Raw genomic sequence first — 18,503 nt, forward strand, 5'->3', positions numbered from 1 at the left:
ACCGGCCAGTGGCCGGTGGTGGTCTCCGATGGTTAGCGCGAGATGAAGTCGAGGAACTTGTTCTGCAGTTCGGCCTCGTTGTCGGCATAGTATTGCGCCGAGATAGCCAGACCTGTCTTGGCGTTCTCGGGGGCCAGCGAATAGACCGCCTTGTCCTCGTCGGTCATCAGCGCCAGCGCCTTCGGGTTCGACGGACCGTTGCCCATAATGCGCAACAGCGTCACCTGGCCTTCCGGGTCCATCGACGAATTGATGAAGTCGAAGACCTTCTTGCCGGCGGGATTGCCCTTCGGTACCGACCAGGCGCTGGCGAACATCAGGTTCTGGTTCCAGGTCCAGGTGTAGTTCGGGTTTTCCTTGCGCAGCAGGTTGGCGCGCGTATGCCAGATATTGCCCATGACCACCTCTCCGTCGCGGAAGAGCTGCTGGCTCTGCGCGCCCGAATCCCAGAAAATCAGATTGGGCAGCAGCGGCTCGAGCTTCTTGAAGGCGCGGTCGACGTCGAGCGGGTAGATCTCTTCGGGCTTGACGCCGTCGGCGAGCAGCACGGCTTCGAGCTGCCCCTGGATCCACTTGCACATGGTGCGCTTGCCGGGAAACTTCTCGAGGTCGAAGAAGTCGTTCCAGCTTGAAGGGGCGGTGGCGCCGACCTTCTTGGCGTCATAAGCCAACACGTTGGAGTAGGTGTAGTTGCAGATGCCGAACTCGGCCGCGAGGCCCTCGCCGACAAGGGACTTGTCGACGATGGAATAGTCGATCGGCACGACATAGCCGCCCTTGCCGAGCACGACGGCGTCCGTCATGCCGCCATCCGTGGCATCCCAGGTGACATTCTTGGAATCGACCATGGCGCGTATCGCACCGGTCGCCGGGCCAGCGCCGTCGATGACGACCTCGATGCCGGATTTGGCCTTGAACGGCTCGCCATAGGCCTTCTGAAAGGCTTCGAGGGCAGCCCCACCCCAGTTGCAGACGACGATTTCCGACGCCGCGGCGGAGGCCCGCCCAGGCTTGAACGCAACTGCGATGCCAAGCCCGGCCATGGCGGTCATGAAGCCTCGGCGATCGATCTTCCCAGTTCTGAATTTATCAAGCGCAATCAACGCTGCGTCTTGACCAAAGCGATTGATGGACATGTGTGTTCCCCTTTCACGTCCGCGGAAGCGGCTAACTCTGTTGCTCTTCCTCCCTGGCCGACACCGGGAGCCCATCGGGGCTTCCTGTGCCGGTATGCGCTATCGAACGTCCTGACGGACGGCCGTGTGGCGGCGCCACCGAATTGCGTATGACGAGTTCGACGCCGACCCGTTCGGTCGCCGTTTCGGATTTCCGACCGGCGATGAAATCGAGCAGCATGTTGACGCCGCGCGTGCCGAACTCGGCCGCCGACTGACGCACCGTGGTCAGCGCCGGCGCGAGCAGATCCGCATTGTGGATATCGTCGAAGCTGACGAGCGAAACATCGTCTGGAATGCGGATGCCAGCCTGCCGTGCGGCCCGCATGGCGCCGGTGGCCAGCATGTCGCCGAAGGTGAAGATCGCGGTGGGCGGCTCGTTCTGTTCCAGAAGGTCGAGAAACGCGATCGAGGCCGGCGCCTCCTCGTACTCGCAGAACCTCAGCAGTGCGGGATCGGCATGAAGACCGACCTCGCCAAGCGCCTGCGTGAAGCCGTCGAGACGTTCGGTGGTGCTGAGAAGTCCCCTCGGCCCTCCGATAGCGGCAATGCAGGTGTGGCCGCGCGCTATCAGATGGCGTGTCGCCAGGAGACCGCCATGGACGTTGTCGGCGAACAGTCGCGGCGCCTTCGCGCCGGGCACGTCCTCATCGAGAAGCACGATTTTTCCGGTCTCGTTGATCCGCCGCAAAAGCCGCCCGTCATCATGATGGTTGGTGAGAAGCAGGATGCCGTCGACCTGCCGGTCTTCGATCCGCGACAGGAAGGAGACTTCCTTCTCCACCAGATTCCGGCTGTTGAACATCAGGAGATTGTAGCCATGCCTGGCGGCCTCGGCCTCCGACGCGCTGGCGATCTCGGCAAACAGCGGATAGGCGATGTCGGCGGTGATGAGGCCGAGTGTCTCGCTCTTGCCGCTGCTGAGCCTGCGGGCGATCGCGTTGGGACGGTAGCCTAGGCGCTCGGCCGCCTGCCGGATGCGGCTCGCCGTCGGCTCCGGCAGGTTGATCTGCCCGTTGAGATGACGGGAAACGGACGTGACAGACACGCCGGCTGCCCGGGCAACATCGCGAATGGTGATTTTCAATCTTCCCGACAAGCGGCCCAACTCCCGCGAGACATGTGCAGACAGCCGGCTCAGTAAACCGGTTTCATAAACGGCCCAAAAAAATCACGCGCGCCTTCCGCGACCGAGCAGGAGCGCATGACGGCGGCGCTCACGGGAGGTCTCCGGTTCGGAAGAATTCCTGATGCTCGCGCTTCAAGCTCAACTGATCGAAATCGGCATTTCGGATGTGCGCCGCCATGAGTTGTGCGGCCTCGGCCATATTGCCGGCCCGGACCTCGTCGAAAATGGCACGGTGCTCGGCGATGATCGAGCGGATGTGATCCGGCTTCATGCCGATCAGGAACTGGACGCGCATCATGTCGGCCGAAACGTGCTGGCAGGCAGTCCACGCCCGAGGATGCGCGAAAGCGCCAAGCAGGCCTGCATGGAAGGCCATGTCGGCGCGGTGCAGGGCACCCATGTCATCGCCGTGGACGAGGCGCTCCTGCGCTCGAAGCAAGAACTCGACCTCGTCCAGCAAGGCTGGATCGGGCCTGACGCCGCTGCTGGCAATGACGGCGCTTTCAAGCGTGGAGCGGATGAACACCGCCTCGCGGACGCGCGCCATGTCGATCAGCGAGACACGGGTGCCGGTCTGGGGCGAGATCTCGATCAGGCCCTCGTCGAAAAGCCGAGTGAACGCCTCATGCACAGGGGTGCGGCTGATGCCAAGCGACTGAGCGACATCTGTTTCCGAAAAATTGGCACCGGGCGCGACACGCGCGGTGATGATGGCCTCGCGCAACTCGACATAGGCCTTTGACGAGATCGTGTTTCGACGCTCGTTCTGATCCGCCAAGAGAGGGGTGCTTAACTTCAGCATGGCGGTATGCTGGCATGCAGGCATATTTCGAGTCAAGCGCATTCGCTGTGCAGTTGCGCGATCAGCTCAATTTTCAGTCAGCTTCCCCAGACCGCACCAAACCCGGAAGCCTGCGACCCCGTTCGAGTGCGGCAACGACGGCGGCAATGGACGCCGCAGCGCCCTGCGGCGTCGGCAGGCCGGCGCGATGAGGCGTCAGCCGGATCCGTTCGTGCCGCCAGAACCAGTGCTCGGGCGGCAGAGGCTCGACGGAAAAGACGTCCAGCCACGCAGCGCCGAGCCAACCCCGATCGAGCGCGGCGCGTAGCGCCTCCTCATCGAGGTGATCGCCACGGCCGAGATTGACGACATAGGCGCCGGGCGAGAGACGGGAAAACAGCCGGTCCGACAATATGCCTTTTGTTTCGGGCCTGGAGGGCAGGAGATTGACCACGACGTCAGCGCCGTCGATGCAGGGGCCGAGCCCGTCGTCGCCATGCAGACAAGCGACGCCTTCGATCCGACGGGGGTTTCTCGACCAGGCGGACACCTGGAAGCCGGCGGCCGAAAGCCCTTGCGCGACATGCAGACCGAGCGGACCCAGTCCAAGGACAGCCGTCCGCAGCGACCCGCGTGTCCGGTTCTGACGATCGGGCGGGCGCCACAGGCGGGCATGCTGGTCCGCTTTGGTGGCGACGTCGTCATGCAGGCGCGCGAAGACCGCATGCATCGCATAGTCCAGCAACTGCTCGGCCTGGCCTTGATCCTGCAGGCGCGCGATCGGGAGATCGGCCGGAATGCGGGTATCCTCGAGAAGCTGGTCCGTTCCCGCGCCGAAACAGAAGATGGCACGCAGCGACCGCGGCAGCGCAATCATCTCCTTCGGCAGATGCCAGGCAACCAAAAGATCGTATTCGGCGCCGTCCGCCAGGTCTGGCCAGCGGACGAAGTCCGCCGACGGAAGGGCCGCGCGCAGGGCGCGCTCGAAGGTGTCGCTGTAGGCTAGCGGATCGGCAATGACGATCCGCATGGCTCAATGCCCGTCGATGGGCATTCCGGCAAGCCGGCGCAGCGCCAGCCATTCCAGTTCCGCGGCGCCGTCCGGATCGGCCTCATACTGCCTGGCGGTGCGCTCGCACACTTCCTTGCTCGGCAGGTGGATGGGACGCCCGCTGCCCAAGGCGGAAAGCTGGATGCGACACGCCTGCTCGAGGTTGTACATCAGGGAAAATGCCTCCCCGATGGAGCGCCCGACGGTCAGCAGCCCGTGGTTTCTCAGGATCATGGCACGATTGGCGCCGAGATCGGCGACCAGACGCTCCTGCTCGCCGGGATCGAGCGCGATGCCCTCGAACTCGTGATAGCCGACTTGTCCGTAGAAGAGCAGCGATGTCTGGTTGAGCGGCAGAAGTCCTTCCTCGAGGCAGCTGACCGCAACGCCGGCGGCGGTATGCGTATGCATGACGCAGACCGCATCCGGGCGCGCTGCGTGGACCGCGGTGTGAATGACGATACCCGCCGTGTTGATCGGCACCTGCCCGCCACGCATCTGCTGGCCATGGTGATCGATCACCGCCAGCGATTGTGGCGTCACCTCTCGAAAAAGATCGCCGTAACGATTGATCAGCAGGAGTTCCGGCTCTTCCGGCAGACGCGCGGATATGTGCGTGTGGATGATGTCGTCCATTCCGAACCGGGCGATCAGCCGATAAGCCGCCGCCAAATCCTCGCGCATAGCCATTTCAGCAGTCGACATCGTACCGGTCCGTCCTTCCTGTTGATGACTGTCGCATACTTGAATACCTGCATGCAGTCAACAAACCGGGCGGGCCGGCAGCCGGAACAAGGGAAAAACGGGCGGGAAGCGGCTTTTCGTTCCGGTACCCCCCATGCCCGCCGAGATCCGCGACGCGGCGACCGGCACCGAGACGATGACCAGATCGGCATCGCGGACGGCCTCTTTCACATCCGTGGTGTATGAGGAGCCGAGGCCGAGCTCCCTCGCCCGTGCCAGCGTTGCGGCACTGCGCGCCGAGATGGCGACGTGACGGGCCGAACCCTCGCGGCGAATGACGCGGGCCAGCGACGAGCCGATCAGGCCGACGCCAACCAGCGCGATCTTTTCGAACGGGGACATGGACTTCAGCATTCGAGCAATTCGACGCGCGCGGCAGCAACCCCGCTTGCCCTGATCCGCGCGTACGGTCATGCCTTGGGAAAGCACTGATATGCCGCTGGCCCAGACGCCGCCGACACCGATCTTCGAACAGGTCCAACTCTCGACCGCTCCCGGCAACAACTATCAGCGATGCGGCGATCCGCGTGGAATCGCACCGACCTCGGGCACCCCCTACCCCTCGTTCTCCTGAAGATAACTTTCGAACAGCGGGACGCCGGGGTGCGTGCCCTCCTTTGGGGTAAAGCGTCTGTCTGACGGGCCGGCGGCTAGCCGCCGCCGCCCATGGTCACGGACATAAAGGCGCGGAAGGCGGCAGCCGCCGGGTCGATTGGTCTGTCACGCGACCAGGCCAGGCCGACATCCATACTGGGGATCGGCTCGACAAGCCTGCGCACTTCGATACGCTGCCCCTCCAAGGACCAGGGTCGGTAAACCATGTCGGACAAGACAGTGACTCCCATGCCGGCAGCCACGAGCGAGCGCACGGCCTCGACCGAACTGGTGGTAAGGACTGGGCGGAGCGTAAGCCCCGCGGCATCCCAGTAACGGGCGGCCGTCGTGCGCGCCTCGTCCACCGTCAGCATGACATAGTCTTCCGCCGCCACGTCGGCGAGGCTGATTTCCTGCCGCGCGAGCAGATGATGGTCAGCTGAAAGCCAGAGCCGGCGGTTCGACCGCATCAAGACCTCTTGCGCCAATTCCTCGGTGTGCGCCAGGTTGGACACCAGCATCACAGCCATGTCGATCTCCCCGCACATCAAGCCGCTTTCGAGAGCGTCTCGGGGCAATTCCAGCACCTCGACCTCGATCTGGGGATAGGTCTTTCGGAACCGCGCGTAGTGACGGGACATGTAGTAGCCGACGACGGTGTAGGTCATGCCTAGCCGCAGCTTGCCCGCCAGGCCCTTCCTGTCGCGCAATGGGCTTCGGACAGCGGCTGCGACGGCCCCGGTGATAACACGCGCATGCTCAAGAAACCGCGCGCCCTCCATCGTCAATCTTACGCCAGCGTGGTTACGCTCCAAAAGCCGTACGCCCAGATCAGCCTCCAGCGTCTTTATCGCCGCGGTGACCGCCGATTGTGAGATGTTGAGTTCCACCGCGGCATGACTGACCTGTCCGCTCTCGGCGGTCGCGATGAAATAATCGAGCTGTTTCAAGGTGATGGTCATGGTGCACTCCGGCCCAGGCCCATTATCTGTTTTTTTGATATCACAATCAATAAACTACTATTTCACAAATGCCCGCGCATGCGCAAAAAATGCTGCAACGCCGCAAAGACGGCAGCTTCGAGGGGTAACAATGCGATGGCGGTGACGCTAAACTGCGACATGGGCGAAAGCTTTGGCCTTTACAAGGTTGGCGACGATGTGGGCATGATGCCGATCATCGACGTTGCCAATGTCGCCTGTGGTTTTCACGCCTCCGATCCGGATCACATGCACACCGCCGTCCGCAGTGCCAAGGCGAATGGCGTAAAGATCGGCGCCCATCCGGGCTTGCCGGATATTCAGGGTTTCGGCCGGCGCGAGATGCGGATGACCCGCGACGAAGTCAGGAACACCATCATTTACCAGGTGGGAGCGCTTGCCGGCTTCCTCAAGGCCGAGGGTGTGGAACTCCACCATATCAAGCCGCATGGCAGCCTTTACTTCATGGCCATGCAGCAGGAGGCAGTCGCCCATGGCGTGTGCGACGCGGCAGAGATCTTCGGCGTCCCCCTCTTCGGCATGACGGGCACCCTGCACGAGAAGATCTATCAAGAGCGCGGCATCCCATTCGTCGCCGAGTTCTACGCCGATCTCGACTACGACGCCTCCGGCAAGCTGATCCTGACACGCGTTCATGACGCCAAGGACCCCGCGGAGATGGCCGAGCGTTGCGTGCGCGCCATCAGCAAGCGCGAGGGCACGGCAGAGGACGGCAGTTTCTTCCCTGTACGATGCGAAACCATTTGCGTGCATTCCGATACGCCGAACGCCATCGAAATCGCCAGGGCTGTGCGCACCGCAATCGCCCCTTGGCACTGAAGCCGACCGAACCACCCGCGCGGGCGGTTCCAAATTAGCTTGTCTGCAGTTTTCCGGAGCTCTTTTATGGCCCAGATTCTTTCGCCTCTTCCCGGCACTTTTTATCGCAGCGCTTCGCCAGACCAGCCGCCCTACAAGGTGGATGGCGACGCAGTCTCCGCCGGAGACGTAATCGGCCTCATCGAAGTGATGAAGTCGTTCCACGAAGTGAGAGCCGAGACGGCCGGTACGAACATCCGCTTCATTGCCGACAATGAGGAACCCATCATGGCCGGCGCACCTCTTGCGGATCTCGACTGATGCTGAAAAAGCTTCTGGTTGCCAACCGGGGCGAGATAGCGGTCAGGATCATCCGGGCCGCACAAGATCTGGGCATCGCCACCGTGGCCGTGTACTCAGCCGCGGACGCAGGGTCGCTCCACGTCCAGCTTGCGGACGAAGCGGTCAACATCGGCCCACCAGCAGCAAAGAAGTCCTATCTCAACATCGAAGCAATTCTGAAGGCTGCCCGCGACACCGGCTGTGACAGCGTTCATCCTGGCTATGGTTTCCTTGCCGAGAATGCCGCGTTTTCGGACGCGGTCACAGGCGCCGGATTGGTCTTCGTCGGCCCGTCGGGAGATGCGATCCGGATGATGGGAGACAAGGTCTCGGCGCGATCGGCCGCTGCCGCTGCGGGTGTCCCTGTGGTGCCAGGCTCGGCTGGCCGGGTCGAGGGCCTCGAGGCTGGTCGCGAGGTGCTGACCGAAACCGGTTTTCCGGTGATGATCAAGGCTGCGGCAGGCGGCGGCGGGCGGGGCATTCGCATTGCGAACTCGCTCACCGAATTCGAACAGGCCTTTCCTCAGGCCGAAGCAGAAGCTCTCGCCGCCTTTGGCGACGGTGGTCTCTATATGGAAAAGGTGATCGGCAAGGCCCGCCATATCGAGGTGCAGGTGCTGGCGGACGGAAGCGACGCCATCCACTGCTACGAGCGGGAGTGCTCGCTGCAGCGGCGACGTCAGAAGGTTTGGGAGGAGGCGCCGTCGCGCGCACTTTCCGACGGGCTGCGCGAGGAGCTCTGCGCTTCGGCGGTCGCTTTGGCCAAGGCGGTCAAATACTCTGGTGCCGGCACGGTAGAGTATCTTTATGATGATGAAGCCGACCGCTTTTACTTCATCGAGATGAATACCCGCATTCAGGTTGAGCACCCGGTCACCGAGGCGATCACCGGCATCGACCTCGTTGCGGAGATGCTTCGCATCGCCGGTGGCGAGAAGCTGCGGTTCAGGCAGGGCGATGTCTCCGTCAAGGGGCATGCGATCGAAGTACGGCTCAATGCCGAAGACCCGGCGAAAGAGTTCGCTCCATTTCCCGGGCAGGTGGCCGAGCTTCGCATTCCCGGCGGTCCGGGCGTACGCTTCGATTCCATGCTCTACCAAGGCTATCAAGTGCCGCCCTTCTATGACTCTCTGCTTGCCAAGCTGATCGTGCATGCAGAGACGCGCGAGGCGGCGATAGTCCGCCTGGTCCGCGCGCTCAACGAGTTGAAGATCGGCGGGCTCAAGACCACCAAGCCGCTGTTTCTTGCGCTCGCCGCCGATCCTGCGGTGCGGGCGGGAGACGTGCATACCCGCTGGCTGGAAGGCTGGCTCATCGAAAACGCCGCAGCATTGGCGGGCTAAGGAGGACCGATGTCGATACGATTCAACTTCGGCGGTGACGAACATATCTTCGGCGAGGTGTCCGAGGACATGTCGCTCACCTCCTTCTTTACCGGCCTTTCGATGACCAACGCGGTGCGTACGGCAGGCATCCGAGGCGTCACCGAGATCTGCCCGGCCAACGCCAGCTTCCAGATTCGCTTCAACCCCGACATCATCAAGCCGCAGGATCTGCTCAGCGAACTGAAGTCGATGGAAGAGGCGGCCTCAAAGGCAGACCCGGTTTTGAAGACCCGGATCATCGAGCTGCCGGTTTATTTCCAGGATCCATGGACGCGTGAAACCTGCTTGCGCTTCCGCGAGCGCCACCAGGACCCGTCCTCCACCGATCTTGAATATTCGGCACGCATCAATGGCTACGCCACGGTGGAAGAGTTTATCGCGGCCTATTCCGGCCAGCCCTGGTTCGTATCCATGGTCGGCTTCGTCGCCGGACTGCCCTTCCTGTACCAGATGGTTGAGCGCAAGAAACAGATTCAGGCGCCAAAATACTTGCGTCCACGCACCGACACTCCCAAGCTCACCATCGGCCACGGCGGCTGCTTTGCAGCGATCTATTCGGTGCGCGGCGCTGGCGGCTACCAGATGTATGGCATAACCCCGGTCCCAATCTACGACCCGACCAGGAAGGTGCGCTACCTCTCCGACGATATGTGCCTGTTCAAGCCAGGCGACATCGTGAAGTTCAAGGCCATTGGCCGCGATGATTACGACGCCACGCTGGAGGAAATCGAAGCCAATCGGTGGCAGCCGACGGTTCGCCAGTGCACCTTCAGCCTGACGGATTTCAACGGCGATATTTACGGCACCAATGCGAAGCTGATGGAGCTTATCAATGGCCGTTAAGGTAATCTCTCCCGGCCTCTCCACTTCCGTGCAGGACCTTGGCCGACCGGGCCACTATCATGTCGGCATTCCCGAAGGCGGCGGCATGGACCGCTTTGCCACACGCATCGCAAACCTGCTTGTCGGCAACGATCCGGGTGCCGCGGTGCTCGAAGCCACCTTCATGGGCCCCGAACTCGAATTCACCCAATCCGCGGTCGTCGCCGTCACGGGTGGAGAGCTCCCACCCAAACTCAATGGCGAGGAACGGCCGACCTGGGAGAGCTTTCCGGTGAAGGCTGGTGACCGGCTTTCCTTCGGCTTCCTCAAGGGCGGCGCGCGCGGTTATCTGGCTGTCTCCGGCGGCATCGACGTACCCGTGGTTCTCGGCTCCCGCTCGACTTACATTCTGGGCGCACTCGGCGGCCATCAGGGCCGCACGCTGAAGGCGGGCGATGAGCTTCCCGTCGGCGAAGGCTCCGGCAAAACCGGTCTTTCGCTGCCTGCAAATCTGCGCCGCGCGTGGAATAATCCGGCGGAACTCAGAATGCTCCCCGGCATGTACTGGCATCGGATCACTGAAGCTGCCGGCAATCGGTTCTTTGAGGAAACCTGGAAGGTCGCGCCCGAAGCTGACCGCATCGGCTATCGCTTCCGTGGCGGAACGCCGCTGGAGTTCGTTGGGCGCGAGCAGCCTTTCGGCGCAGGCTCCGACCCCTCGAACATCGTCGATGCCTGCTATCCTTATGGATCCGTCCAGGTGCCGAGCGGCACAGAGCCGATCGTTCTGCACCGGGACGCGGTTTCGGGTGGCGGCTACATGATGCTGGGGGTGGTGATTTCGGCCGACATGGACCTGATCGCCCAGCTCCAGCCGCACACGCCGGCGCGCTTCGTTTCGGTCACGCTGGAAGGCGCGCTTGCCGCGCGAGCCGAACAGCGCGCCGCGCTGGCGCGTGCTGAAGGGCATCTGGCCGGCTGACGTCAGCCGGGGAAATGCCGGCGGAGGAGCCGGAGGTGAGGAGATCGGTCGGCCAAAACCGACCGCGCGTGGCGGAAGACAAAATCCGGTGCGCGAAACGACAAGACGACGCCGGGCAACGGCGTGAATTTGGCATCCGAGCAGTCCGCTAGAGACCGCCGGAACCGACAGGGGAAGACATTTGCAACGTGACTGGCCGCAAGGCCGGATGCTTCGCGCCTTTCCGTCGGTAAAAAGAAGGAAAGGGACATGAGTCATCTGAGCGCGGAGAACGTCTCGGTGTCGTTTGCGGGGCTAAAGGCCCTGTCATCGGTAGACCTCCAAATTACGCCCGGCCGCATCAGTGGCCTTATCGGCCCGAATGGCGCTGGCAAGACCACGCTCGTCAACGTGCTGACGGGCTTCCAAGCTCCTACGGAAGGCACCATCAAGCTCGACGGGGCAGCACTCACCGGTCTCAAGCCGCATCAGGTCCGGCGGCGCGGCATCGCCCGCACCTTCCAGGGTGGGCGGCTCTTCCGCGACCTGCCTGTGCTGGACAATCTGGAGGTAACCGGCGTTGGCCTGGGAATGAGCCGGCGCGCTGCCATCGCCGAAGCGGAAGCGATGCTCGACTGGATAGGCATCGGCGCGTTGGGCTCACGCATCGCCGGAACCTTGCCTTATACGGATGAGCGCCGTGTCGCCATTGGCCGTGCCCTGATGGGACGGCCCGCATACATCCTGCTCGACGAGCCAGCGGCTGGCATGAGCGCGCCGGAGGCTCGGGAGCTTTCGACCCTGATAAGACACATCGCCGGCGATCTCGGCTGTGGTGTCCTGCTGATCGAGCACAATGTCGGGCTGGTGCTCGGCCTTTGCGAGCATATCGTCGTGCTCGATTCCGGAGCGATCATCGAAGAAGGCCCGCCCGCAGCCATCCGCGACAGCGAGAAGGTGCGCCACGCCTATATGGGAACGGCTTCGAACACCGACCTGCCTGTGCTGGAGGTGATGGAATGAGCCTGCTCGCCCTTTCCGATATCACCATCCGCTATAGCCGTCTCACGGCGGTCCGCGACGTCTCCTTCTCCATGGACGAAGGAGAAATCCTGTTCATCACCGGCCCGAACGGTGCCGGGAAGTCTTCGCTGTTGCGCGCGATCGCCGGTGTCACGCCGGTGGCGGGCGGCCGGATCGACTTTGCCGGCCGAGAGGTCACCGGCCAGGCGCCGGAGAACATCGCCCGGCTCGGATTCTCCATGGTGCCGGAGGGGCGCGATGTCTTCGGCTCGCTGACGACCGAAGAGAACCTTCTGGTCGGCACCGGCATGCATGCCCGCGACCGCGGCTGGCGCAGCCGGGCGGCCAGTGAACTCGAAGCCGTCTACGCAACCTTCCCGATGCTGAAAGAGAGGCGGCACGGGCAGGCGGGATTGCTGTCCGGCGGGCAGCAACAAATGCTGGTCATCGGACGCGCGCTGATGACCAATCCGCGGCTTGTAGCCATCGACGAGCCTTCGCTGGGCCTCGCCCCCAACATCAACGACCAGGTCTACGAGCGGCTGATCGCGCTGCGTGCGCAGCGCCAGCTCACGCTCCTGATCGTGGAGCAGAGCTCGGCCCGGGCGATGATGGTGGGCGGGCGGATGATCCTGATGCGTGGCGGACAGATCGTGCTCGATGGCGACGCCCGGACGCTCGGCAACGGCGAGGCGATCCAGGCTGCTTATTTCGGTTACGAGGACCACTGAGATGCTCCAGATCCTGTTTGACGCACTCTCGCTTGGTTCGCTCTATGCGCTCGGGGCGCTTGGCATTGCCCTCATCTTCGGCGTCATGCGGCTCGTGAACTTCGCGCATGGCGACGTCATCGCCTTCTGCGTCTTCGCGCTGCTGTGGCCGTCAACAGACGCCATGGCCATCGTCTTCGCTGGCCAATTGCCGTGGTACCTGCTGGTGCCCTTCGTGCTCCTCTGCGGGGCCGGGCTGTCGGTGCTGTGCGAAATCGTCGTCTTCAGGCGGTTCCGCAAGGCGAATCCGGCAACGATGATGATCGCCTCCTTCGCGCTCGGTTTCGTCATTCGCTACTTCCTGCTGATGCTTTTCTCCAGTCGGCCGAAATCGATCAATCTCCTCCCCGAACTCTCCCAGCCCGTCGAGATTTTCGGCGCCCGGCTGCCGCTTCTCCAGCTCATCACCATCGTCGCGACCATGTTGATCCTGTTGGGCCTGACCGCCTTTCTGCGCCGGACCCGGTTCGGACTGGAAATGCGGGCGGCGGCGGAGAATTTCTCCATGGCGCGCATGCTCGGCGTCCGCGCCAACCGGGTCATCATGGGAGCTTTCGCGCTGTCCGGCGCGCTGGCAGGTGCCATCGCCTTGATCTTCGTGGCCCAGACCGGCACCGCCGATATCCAGATGGGGGCGGCGATCATGCTGATGGCGTTCATCGCAACGGTTATCGGCGGCCTAGGCAGTCTGGCTGGCGCCGTGCTGGCGGGCTTCCTGCTCGGTGCCGCATCAGTGGTCATGCAGGTCATGCTGCCCATCGATGCCCGGCCCTTCCGCGATGCCTTTGTCTATGGAGCGGTCATCCTCGTCCTCCTCTTCCGTCCGCAAGGCCTGATTTCGGCCCGTGGCACAAAGGAAAGGGTCTGATCCATGTCCGCAGCGTCCCCGGCCATCGAGCCGCAACTGACCACCGGCGCCATCGTTGCCAAAACCCCTCGGCCCTTCGTGCTGGCGCGCCGTACCATCATCACGCCGATCCTGCTGGCGCTGTTGATGATCGCCATCGCGCTGCTGACGATGATGACCGGATCGAGACCATTCAATCAGGTGATCATTGATGTCTTCCTCCGCGTCATCCTCGTCGTCGGCCTTTATGTATTTATTGGCAATTCCGGCGTGCTGAGCTTCGGCCATATCGGCTTCACCTGCCTCGGCGCCTATGTGGCGGCGTGGCTGACGATCAATCCCATCATGAAGAAGATGGCCTTTTCCGGTCTTCCCGGCTGGCTGATAAAAACCCAAATGCCCTATTGGGAGGCGGCCATCATCGCCGCGATCTTTGCAGGTCTGGCGGCGCTGATCTTCGGGCGAATCCTGATGCGGCTATCGGGCATCGCCGCCTCCATCGCGACCTTCGCCATGCTGGCGATGATCAACACGATCTACTCCAACTGGGAAACCGTCACCGGCGGGACATCGTCGGTCGTCGGCATCCCGATCATCCGCTCGATCTGGCCCTATCTGATCGCCGCCATCATCTCGATCTTCATTGCCTGGGCACATGCAATATCGCGTTCCGGTCTGGCACTGCGTGCCGCCCGCGACGAACCGACGGCAGCAGCAGCCTCCGGCGTCGATATTCCAAGGGAGCGGCTTGTCGCCTTTGTGATCTCCGGTGCCATAATGGGTCTCGGCGGCGCCTTAATGGCCCACTCCATCGGGGTTGTAACGCCGGATACCTTCTATCTCGGTCTCACCTTCATCACCATCGCCATGCTTGTCGTTGGCGGCATGGGCAGCCTTTCGGGCGGCGTGATCGGTGTCGTGTTCCTCTCGGCCCTCATTCAGACCCTGCGCTGGCTGGAAGCCGGGGTTTCCATTGGCGACGTCGCCTTCGCCATACCGAAAGGCCTTCAGGAGATCGCCCTGGGTATCATCATGATCATCATTCTGGCGCTTCGTCCGGCAGGCGTTTTCGGCAATCGCGAGATCTCTTTAACCCGCAACCGCGGTGACTGACCGGCGGATTGTGAGCCGCCGTAACCTTGAAAGGAGAAGTCTATGATAAACAAACTAAAAATAGCGACAGCAACGATGCTCTTCACCGCAACGGCTGCCTTTCCAGCCTTGGCGGACGACAGCAAGATCGTGGTCGGTTTCGCCACGGCGGAATCGGGCTTCATGGAGGCTTACGACAAGCCTGCCACCGATGCCGCGCTGATCCGCATCGACGAAATAAACGCCGCCGGCGGTCTTCTGGGGAAGAAGATTGAAGTCGTGAAAGCCGACACCAAGTCCGACCGTGCCGAAGGCGCAAAGGCAGGTCTTTCCGTTCTCGACCAGGGCGCTGACCTCGTCGTCGTCTCCTGCGACTACGACTTCGGCTCGCCAGCGGCACTCGCCGCCGAGGCGGCTGGCAAGGTTTCCTTCTTCCTCTGCGCTGAATCGGTCAAGGCGGGCATCCAGGGCGTAGGTCCGCACAGCTTCTCCGCGTCGGTGCTGGCGGCCGTGCAGGGAGCGACGATGGCCGAATGGGCATACAACAAGAAGGAGGCCAAGACCTTCTACCGCCTGCTCGACACCTGGACGGAATACAACAAGGGCATCTGCGACGGCTTCGACTGGATGATGCCGAAGCTGGAGACCAAGGGCGCCAAACTTGTGGGTCAAGATACCTTCAAGAACGACGACCCCTCAATCGCTGCCCAGATCAGCCGTATCAAGGCCCTGCCAAAGGAGCCCGATGCGATCATGCTTTGCACCATGATGCCGGGCGGTGTTTCGGCGGTAAAACAGATCCGTGCCGCCGGCATCAATTCGATGATTCTCAACGGCTCCGGCATGGACGGCAGCTACTGGCTGTCGGCTGTACCTGACCTTTCCAATTTCTACGTTCCGGTCCAGGGTTCCATCTACGGTGACGACCCGAACCCGGAAGTCAACAAGTTCAACGCAGCCTACAAGGCCAAGACCGGCGCCGACCCGTCGTCCATGTATGTCTATCCAGGTTATGTCATGATCGACGTCTGGGCAAAGGCCGTCGAACGCGCCAAGAGCATCGATGCGGATGCCGTTGTCGCAGAACTCGAAAAAATGAAGAACGAGCCGACCCTTTTCGGTCCCCGCACCTTCACATCCGAACTGCACCACCAGAACCAGACCAAATACCTGATCGCTGACACCGAGAAAGGCAAGCCATCGATCATCGACAGCTGGACGATCTCCGAACCGATCCCGCTTGACGCGCTCTTGAAGTAGTCGTGGCGACCGGCTCGGTCCGGCCGTTCTTTCCATCCCGCAATGCAAAAACCGGCCCGCATGATGCGGGCCGGTTCAATTCATCAGTCCATGACATCCAAAACTTTACGTCCGGGCCTTGCGGTAGGAATCCTTGAGCGCAATCCGCGCGCCTGAAAAAACGAAGATGTCGCAGCCGTCGACCTCTATCTTGTCGCCCGCTGCCGTTGTTCCCGTGAAGCGCCAGGAAGACAGTCCGGTAGCTCCGCTGACCACATGGCTGTCATTTGACCAGGCAGCATCCGGAAAGGTTGAAAAGATAGCGGCATAGGCAGCCCGTACGGCTTCCCGTCCAATGTGACGGCGACCGCTCGGTTCGGGTCCAGCCGAGCCATGGAAGGCGCAATCCTCCGCCATGCAGGCCATCAAGCCGTCAAGGTCGTGGGCGTTCCACGCCGCCATAAACCGACCAAGAAGCGCAGACCGCTGTACCGGAAGATCGCCTCCGGTCATGACTGTCTGGTCCGCATGTTCGCCGATCATTCAAGTCCCTCCTTGGCAACCGCACCGGTCAGGCGCTCAAGCGTCCGGCTCATGCGCGTCATGATTTCCTTCACATCGTCTTCTGTCGAGATCATCGGCGGACAAAGCGCGAGCTGGTCGCCGATGGCGCGGAAGATGAGGCCTTCCTCCTGGCCGATCCCTGCTGCGATCGTCCCTGCGCGCCCAACCTTGGCGAAGGGGCGTTTCGTCGCCTTGTCTGCCACCAGCTCAACGGCGCCGATAAGACCGGTGCCCCGCGCTTCGCCGACGAGCGGATGATCGGCAAACGAGCGAATGCCGGCCTGGAACGACGTCTCGAGGCGGGCCGCGTTTCCGATCAGGTCCCGCTCCTCGAAGATGGCGAGGTTTTCGAGACCCACCGCCGTGGCTACCGGATGACCCGACGCCGTGAAGCCGTGGCCGAAATTGCCGATCGTTGCGGTGTTGTCGGCGATCGCCTGATAGATCGCCTCCGAGAACATCACCGCGGCCAGCGGCATGTAGGAGGAGGTGATCTGCTTGGAAAGCGTCATGATATCAGGCGTGAAGCTGAATTTCTGACAGCCAAAGGGCGTGCCGAGCCGCCCGAAACCACAGATCACCTCATCTGCTATCAGAGTGATATCATTTGCCCGGCAGATTTTCTCCACACCTTCCCAGTATCCGACCGGCGGCGGCAGAACGCCGCCAGCTGCCATCAGCGGCTCTCCTATGAAGGCTGCGATTGTGTCGGCCCCTTCTTCCGCGATCACCGCTTCCAGCTCGGCGAGCAGACGCGCCGTGAAGGCCGCTTCGTCTTCGCCTTCCATGCCGAAACGATAGAAGTGCGGGCAGGTCAGGTGGCGAACGGGTATCGCCGGCAGGTCGAAGTCGCGATGGTTGATCGGCAGGCCCGTCAGGCTGCCGGAGGCGACGGTGATGCCGTGATAGCCTTTGGTCCGTGCCAGGAATTTCTTCTTTTTGGGCCGGCCCAGCGCGTTGTTCATGAACCACATCATCTTCACGATGGTGTCGTTGGCTTCCGAGCCCGACGACGTGAAGAAGACACGCGTCAGGTTTTCCGGCGTCATCTCCACGAGTTTCTCCGCGAGCCGGATAGACGGCTCATGCGCCTTGGAGGAGAAGGTGTGGTAGTAGGGCAGCTTCAGCATTTGCTGATAGGCAGCGTCGGCCAACCGCTTTTCCGAAAAGCCGACGCCCACAGACCACAGCCCCGCGAGCCCTTCGATGTATTCCTTGCCGCGCTCGTCAAACACACGGATGCCGTCGCCGCGGCTGATGATCAGCGGCCCGGTTTTTTCGTGCTGACGCAGGTTTGTGTAGGGGTGCATGGTTGTGGCGATGTCGGCGGCGGCGAGAGAGTTGGAAAGCGCGTCCATGGAAGTCCTCAGCGGCTTGGGGAAATGGTTCGGGCAGTGAGTTCGAGATGGTCCTCGATCGCGGGCGTGGAGCCTTCACGATTCGGGAAAACCAATCATGAGAGGCCGTCGGAATGGGTGTCGATGATCCGTCGCATCAGCGCGGCGACGTCGCGCGCATTCGGCGGATCGGAGTGGATGCAGACGGTGGCGAAGTCGACCGGGCGGACCGTGCCGTCTGTCGTGACCAGTTCGTGTCGGGTAAGCGCCCCCACCATGCGATGCTCGGCAAGCGTCAGGTCGATGGCCGACTGTACCCTTGGAATGATCAGGCCACCGCCGGGAGCGTAGGCAAGATCGGGAAAGAACTCGCCCACGAAGGCAACGCCGAGTTCATCTGCCGCCGTCTCGTGACAGGTTCCCGCCATGCCGAAGAGCGGGACGCCGAACGGCTTGACCGCCGTGGCAATTGCCCGGGCAGTGTCGATGTCGTTCGCGGCCATGCCGTAAATGATGCCGTGCGGCTTGACATGGCTGAGCTGCCCGCCCTCGGCGGCCAGCATCCCTGTCAGCGCACCGATTTGGTAGAGGAAGGCGGCTGTCAGTTCCTCCGGCTGAAGTTTCATTTCGCGCCGGCCGAACCCCTCGCGATCGGGAAGGGAGGGATGCGCCCCAACCTGCTTTCCATGCGAAAGCGCGAGCCGCACGGTCTTCAGCATGGTCCATGGATCGGAGGCGTGGAAGCCGCAGGCGATGTTGGCGCAATCGATATGAGGCATGATGCCGGCATCGTCGCCGAAGCGCCAGTTGCCGTAACTTTCCCCCATGTCGCAATTCAGGGTGACCAT

At 62.4% G+C, this 18,503-nt stretch carries 19 protein-coding genes and 1 pseudogene; 10 read left to right on the plus strand and 10 right to left on the minus strand.

The features are described from left to right. Positions 1 to 32: 32 nt before the first annotated feature. The 7 genes and pseudogenes from HB777_21660 to HB777_21690 all read right to left on the minus strand — a co-directional run bounded on the left by HB777_21660 (position 33) and on the right by HB777_21690 (position 6,436). A complete protein-coding gene (locus HB777_21660; GenBank protein ID QND66263.1) occupies positions 33 to 1,136 on the minus strand; it encodes an ABC transporter substrate-binding protein in 1,104 nt (367 codons plus the stop codon). Between the two features lie 31 nt (positions 1,137 to 1,167). After that, entirely contained in the window at positions 1,168 to 2,274 is a 1,107-nt protein-coding gene (locus tag HB777_21665) for a LacI family transcriptional regulator (GenBank protein ID QND66264.1), read from the minus strand. Between the two features lie 118 nt (positions 2,275 to 2,392). Next, complete coding sequence (locus HB777_21670) at positions 2,393 to 3,106, minus strand: GntR family transcriptional regulator (protein ID QND66265.1); 714 nt, start codon at positions 3,104 to 3,106, stop codon at positions 2,393 to 2,395. Positions 3,107 to 3,179: 73 nt separating this feature from the next. Continuing rightward, positions 3,180 to 4,115 carry a glyoxylate/hydroxypyruvate reductase A gene (locus HB777_21675; protein QND66266.1) on the minus strand — a complete coding sequence of 312 codons (936 nt, stop codon included), beginning with the start codon at positions 4,113 to 4,115 and terminating at the stop codon, positions 3,180 to 3,182. A 3-nt stretch (positions 4,116 to 4,118) separates the two neighbouring features. Then, the gene (locus HB777_21680) at positions 4,119 to 4,841 is read right to left on the minus strand and encodes a class II aldolase/adducin family protein (GenBank protein QND66267.1); all 723 of its coding nucleotides are present in this window, start codon (positions 4,839 to 4,841) and stop codon (positions 4,119 to 4,121) included. 150 nt (positions 4,842 to 4,991) lie between these two features. Then, positions 4,992 to 5,222, minus strand: a pseudogene (locus HB777_21685) (prephenate dehydrogenase/arogenate dehydrogenase family protein). Between the two features lie 308 nt (positions 5,223 to 5,530). Further along, positions 5,531 to 6,436 carry a LysR family transcriptional regulator gene (locus tag HB777_21690; protein QND66268.1) on the minus strand — a complete coding sequence of 302 codons (906 nt, stop codon included), beginning with the start codon at positions 6,434 to 6,436 and terminating at the stop codon, positions 5,531 to 5,533. Between the two features lie 135 nt (positions 6,437 to 6,571). Between HB777_21690 and pxpA (HB777_21695) the strand changes: the two genes are divergently transcribed. From pxpA (HB777_21695) to HB777_21740, 10 genes are all read left to right on the plus strand, one after another. Further along, positions 6,572 to 7,294, plus strand: coding sequence for a 5-oxoprolinase subunit PxpA (gene pxpA, locus HB777_21695; GenBank protein QND68861.1), 723 nt, complete (start codon positions 6,572 to 6,574; stop codon positions 7,292 to 7,294). 66 nt (positions 7,295 to 7,360) lie between these two features. Then, positions 7,361 to 7,594 (plus strand): biotin carboxyl carrier domain-containing protein, encoded by a 234-nt coding sequence (locus HB777_21700; protein ID QND66269.1) that lies wholly within the window; start codon positions 7,361 to 7,363, stop codon positions 7,592 to 7,594. Next, positions 7,594 to 8,958, plus strand: coding sequence for an acetyl-CoA carboxylase biotin carboxylase subunit (locus HB777_21705; protein ID QND66270.1), 1,365 nt, complete (start codon positions 7,594 to 7,596; stop codon positions 8,956 to 8,958). The genes HB777_21700 and HB777_21705 overlap by 1 nt, the downstream gene beginning before the upstream one ends. 9 nt (positions 8,959 to 8,967) lie before the next feature. Then, the gene (locus tag HB777_21710; protein ID QND66271.1) at positions 8,968 to 9,843 is read left to right on the plus strand and encodes a carboxyltransferase domain-containing protein; all 876 of its coding nucleotides are present in this window, start codon (positions 8,968 to 8,970) and stop codon (positions 9,841 to 9,843) included. Continuing rightward, positions 9,833 to 10,804 carry a biotin-dependent carboxyltransferase gene (locus HB777_21715; GenBank protein ID QND66272.1) on the plus strand — a complete coding sequence of 324 codons (972 nt, stop codon included), beginning with the start codon at positions 9,833 to 9,835 and terminating at the stop codon, positions 10,802 to 10,804. The genes HB777_21710 and HB777_21715 overlap by 11 nt, the downstream gene beginning before the upstream one ends. A 249-nt stretch (positions 10,805 to 11,053) precedes the next feature. Beyond that, positions 11,054 to 11,806: an ABC transporter ATP-binding protein gene (locus HB777_21720; GenBank protein QND66273.1), complete on the plus strand. Its 753-nt coding sequence runs from the start codon at positions 11,054 to 11,056 to the stop codon at positions 11,804 to 11,806. Further along, entirely contained in the window at positions 11,803 to 12,537 is a 735-nt protein-coding gene (locus HB777_21725) for an ABC transporter ATP-binding protein (protein QND66274.1), read from the plus strand. Before HB777_21720 ends, HB777_21725 begins: the two co-directional genes overlap by 4 nt. A gap of 1 nt (position 12,538) precedes the next feature. Further along, positions 12,539 to 13,444 (plus strand): branched-chain amino acid ABC transporter permease, encoded by a 906-nt coding sequence (locus tag HB777_21730; GenBank protein QND66275.1) that lies wholly within the window; start codon positions 12,539 to 12,541, stop codon positions 13,442 to 13,444. A 3-nt stretch (positions 13,445 to 13,447) separates the two neighbouring features. After that, a complete protein-coding gene (locus HB777_21735; protein QND66276.1) occupies positions 13,448 to 14,536 on the plus strand; it encodes a branched-chain amino acid ABC transporter permease in 1,089 nt (362 codons plus the stop codon). 42 nt (positions 14,537 to 14,578) lie between these two features. Continuing rightward, positions 14,579 to 15,775: an ABC transporter substrate-binding protein gene (locus HB777_21740; protein QND66277.1), complete on the plus strand. Its 1,197-nt coding sequence runs from the start codon at positions 14,579 to 14,581 to the stop codon at positions 15,773 to 15,775. A gap of 105 nt (positions 15,776 to 15,880) precedes the next feature. Here HB777_21740 and HB777_21745 read toward each other — a convergent pair whose 3' ends face one another. From HB777_21745 to pxpA (HB777_21755), 3 genes are all read right to left on the minus strand, one after another. Beyond that, positions 15,881 to 16,297 carry a nuclear transport factor 2 family protein gene (locus HB777_21745; protein QND66278.1) on the minus strand — a complete coding sequence of 139 codons (417 nt, stop codon included), beginning with the start codon at positions 16,295 to 16,297 and terminating at the stop codon, positions 15,881 to 15,883. Further along, positions 16,294 to 17,676 (minus strand): aspartate aminotransferase family protein, encoded by a 1,383-nt coding sequence (locus HB777_21750; protein QND66279.1) that lies wholly within the window; start codon positions 17,674 to 17,676, stop codon positions 16,294 to 16,296. Before HB777_21750 ends, HB777_21745 begins: the two co-directional genes overlap by 4 nt. A gap of 95 nt (positions 17,677 to 17,771) precedes the next feature. Beyond that, on the minus strand, positions 17,772 to 18,503 hold the full coding sequence (pxpA, locus tag HB777_21755; protein ID QND66280.1) for a 5-oxoprolinase subunit PxpA: 732 nt from the start codon (positions 18,501 to 18,503) through the stop codon (positions 17,772 to 17,774).

This window comes from Mesorhizobium loti (assembly GCA_014189435.1).
Taxonomy (GTDB): domain Bacteria; phylum Pseudomonadota; class Alphaproteobacteria; order Rhizobiales; family Rhizobiaceae; genus Mesorhizobium; species Mesorhizobium loti_G.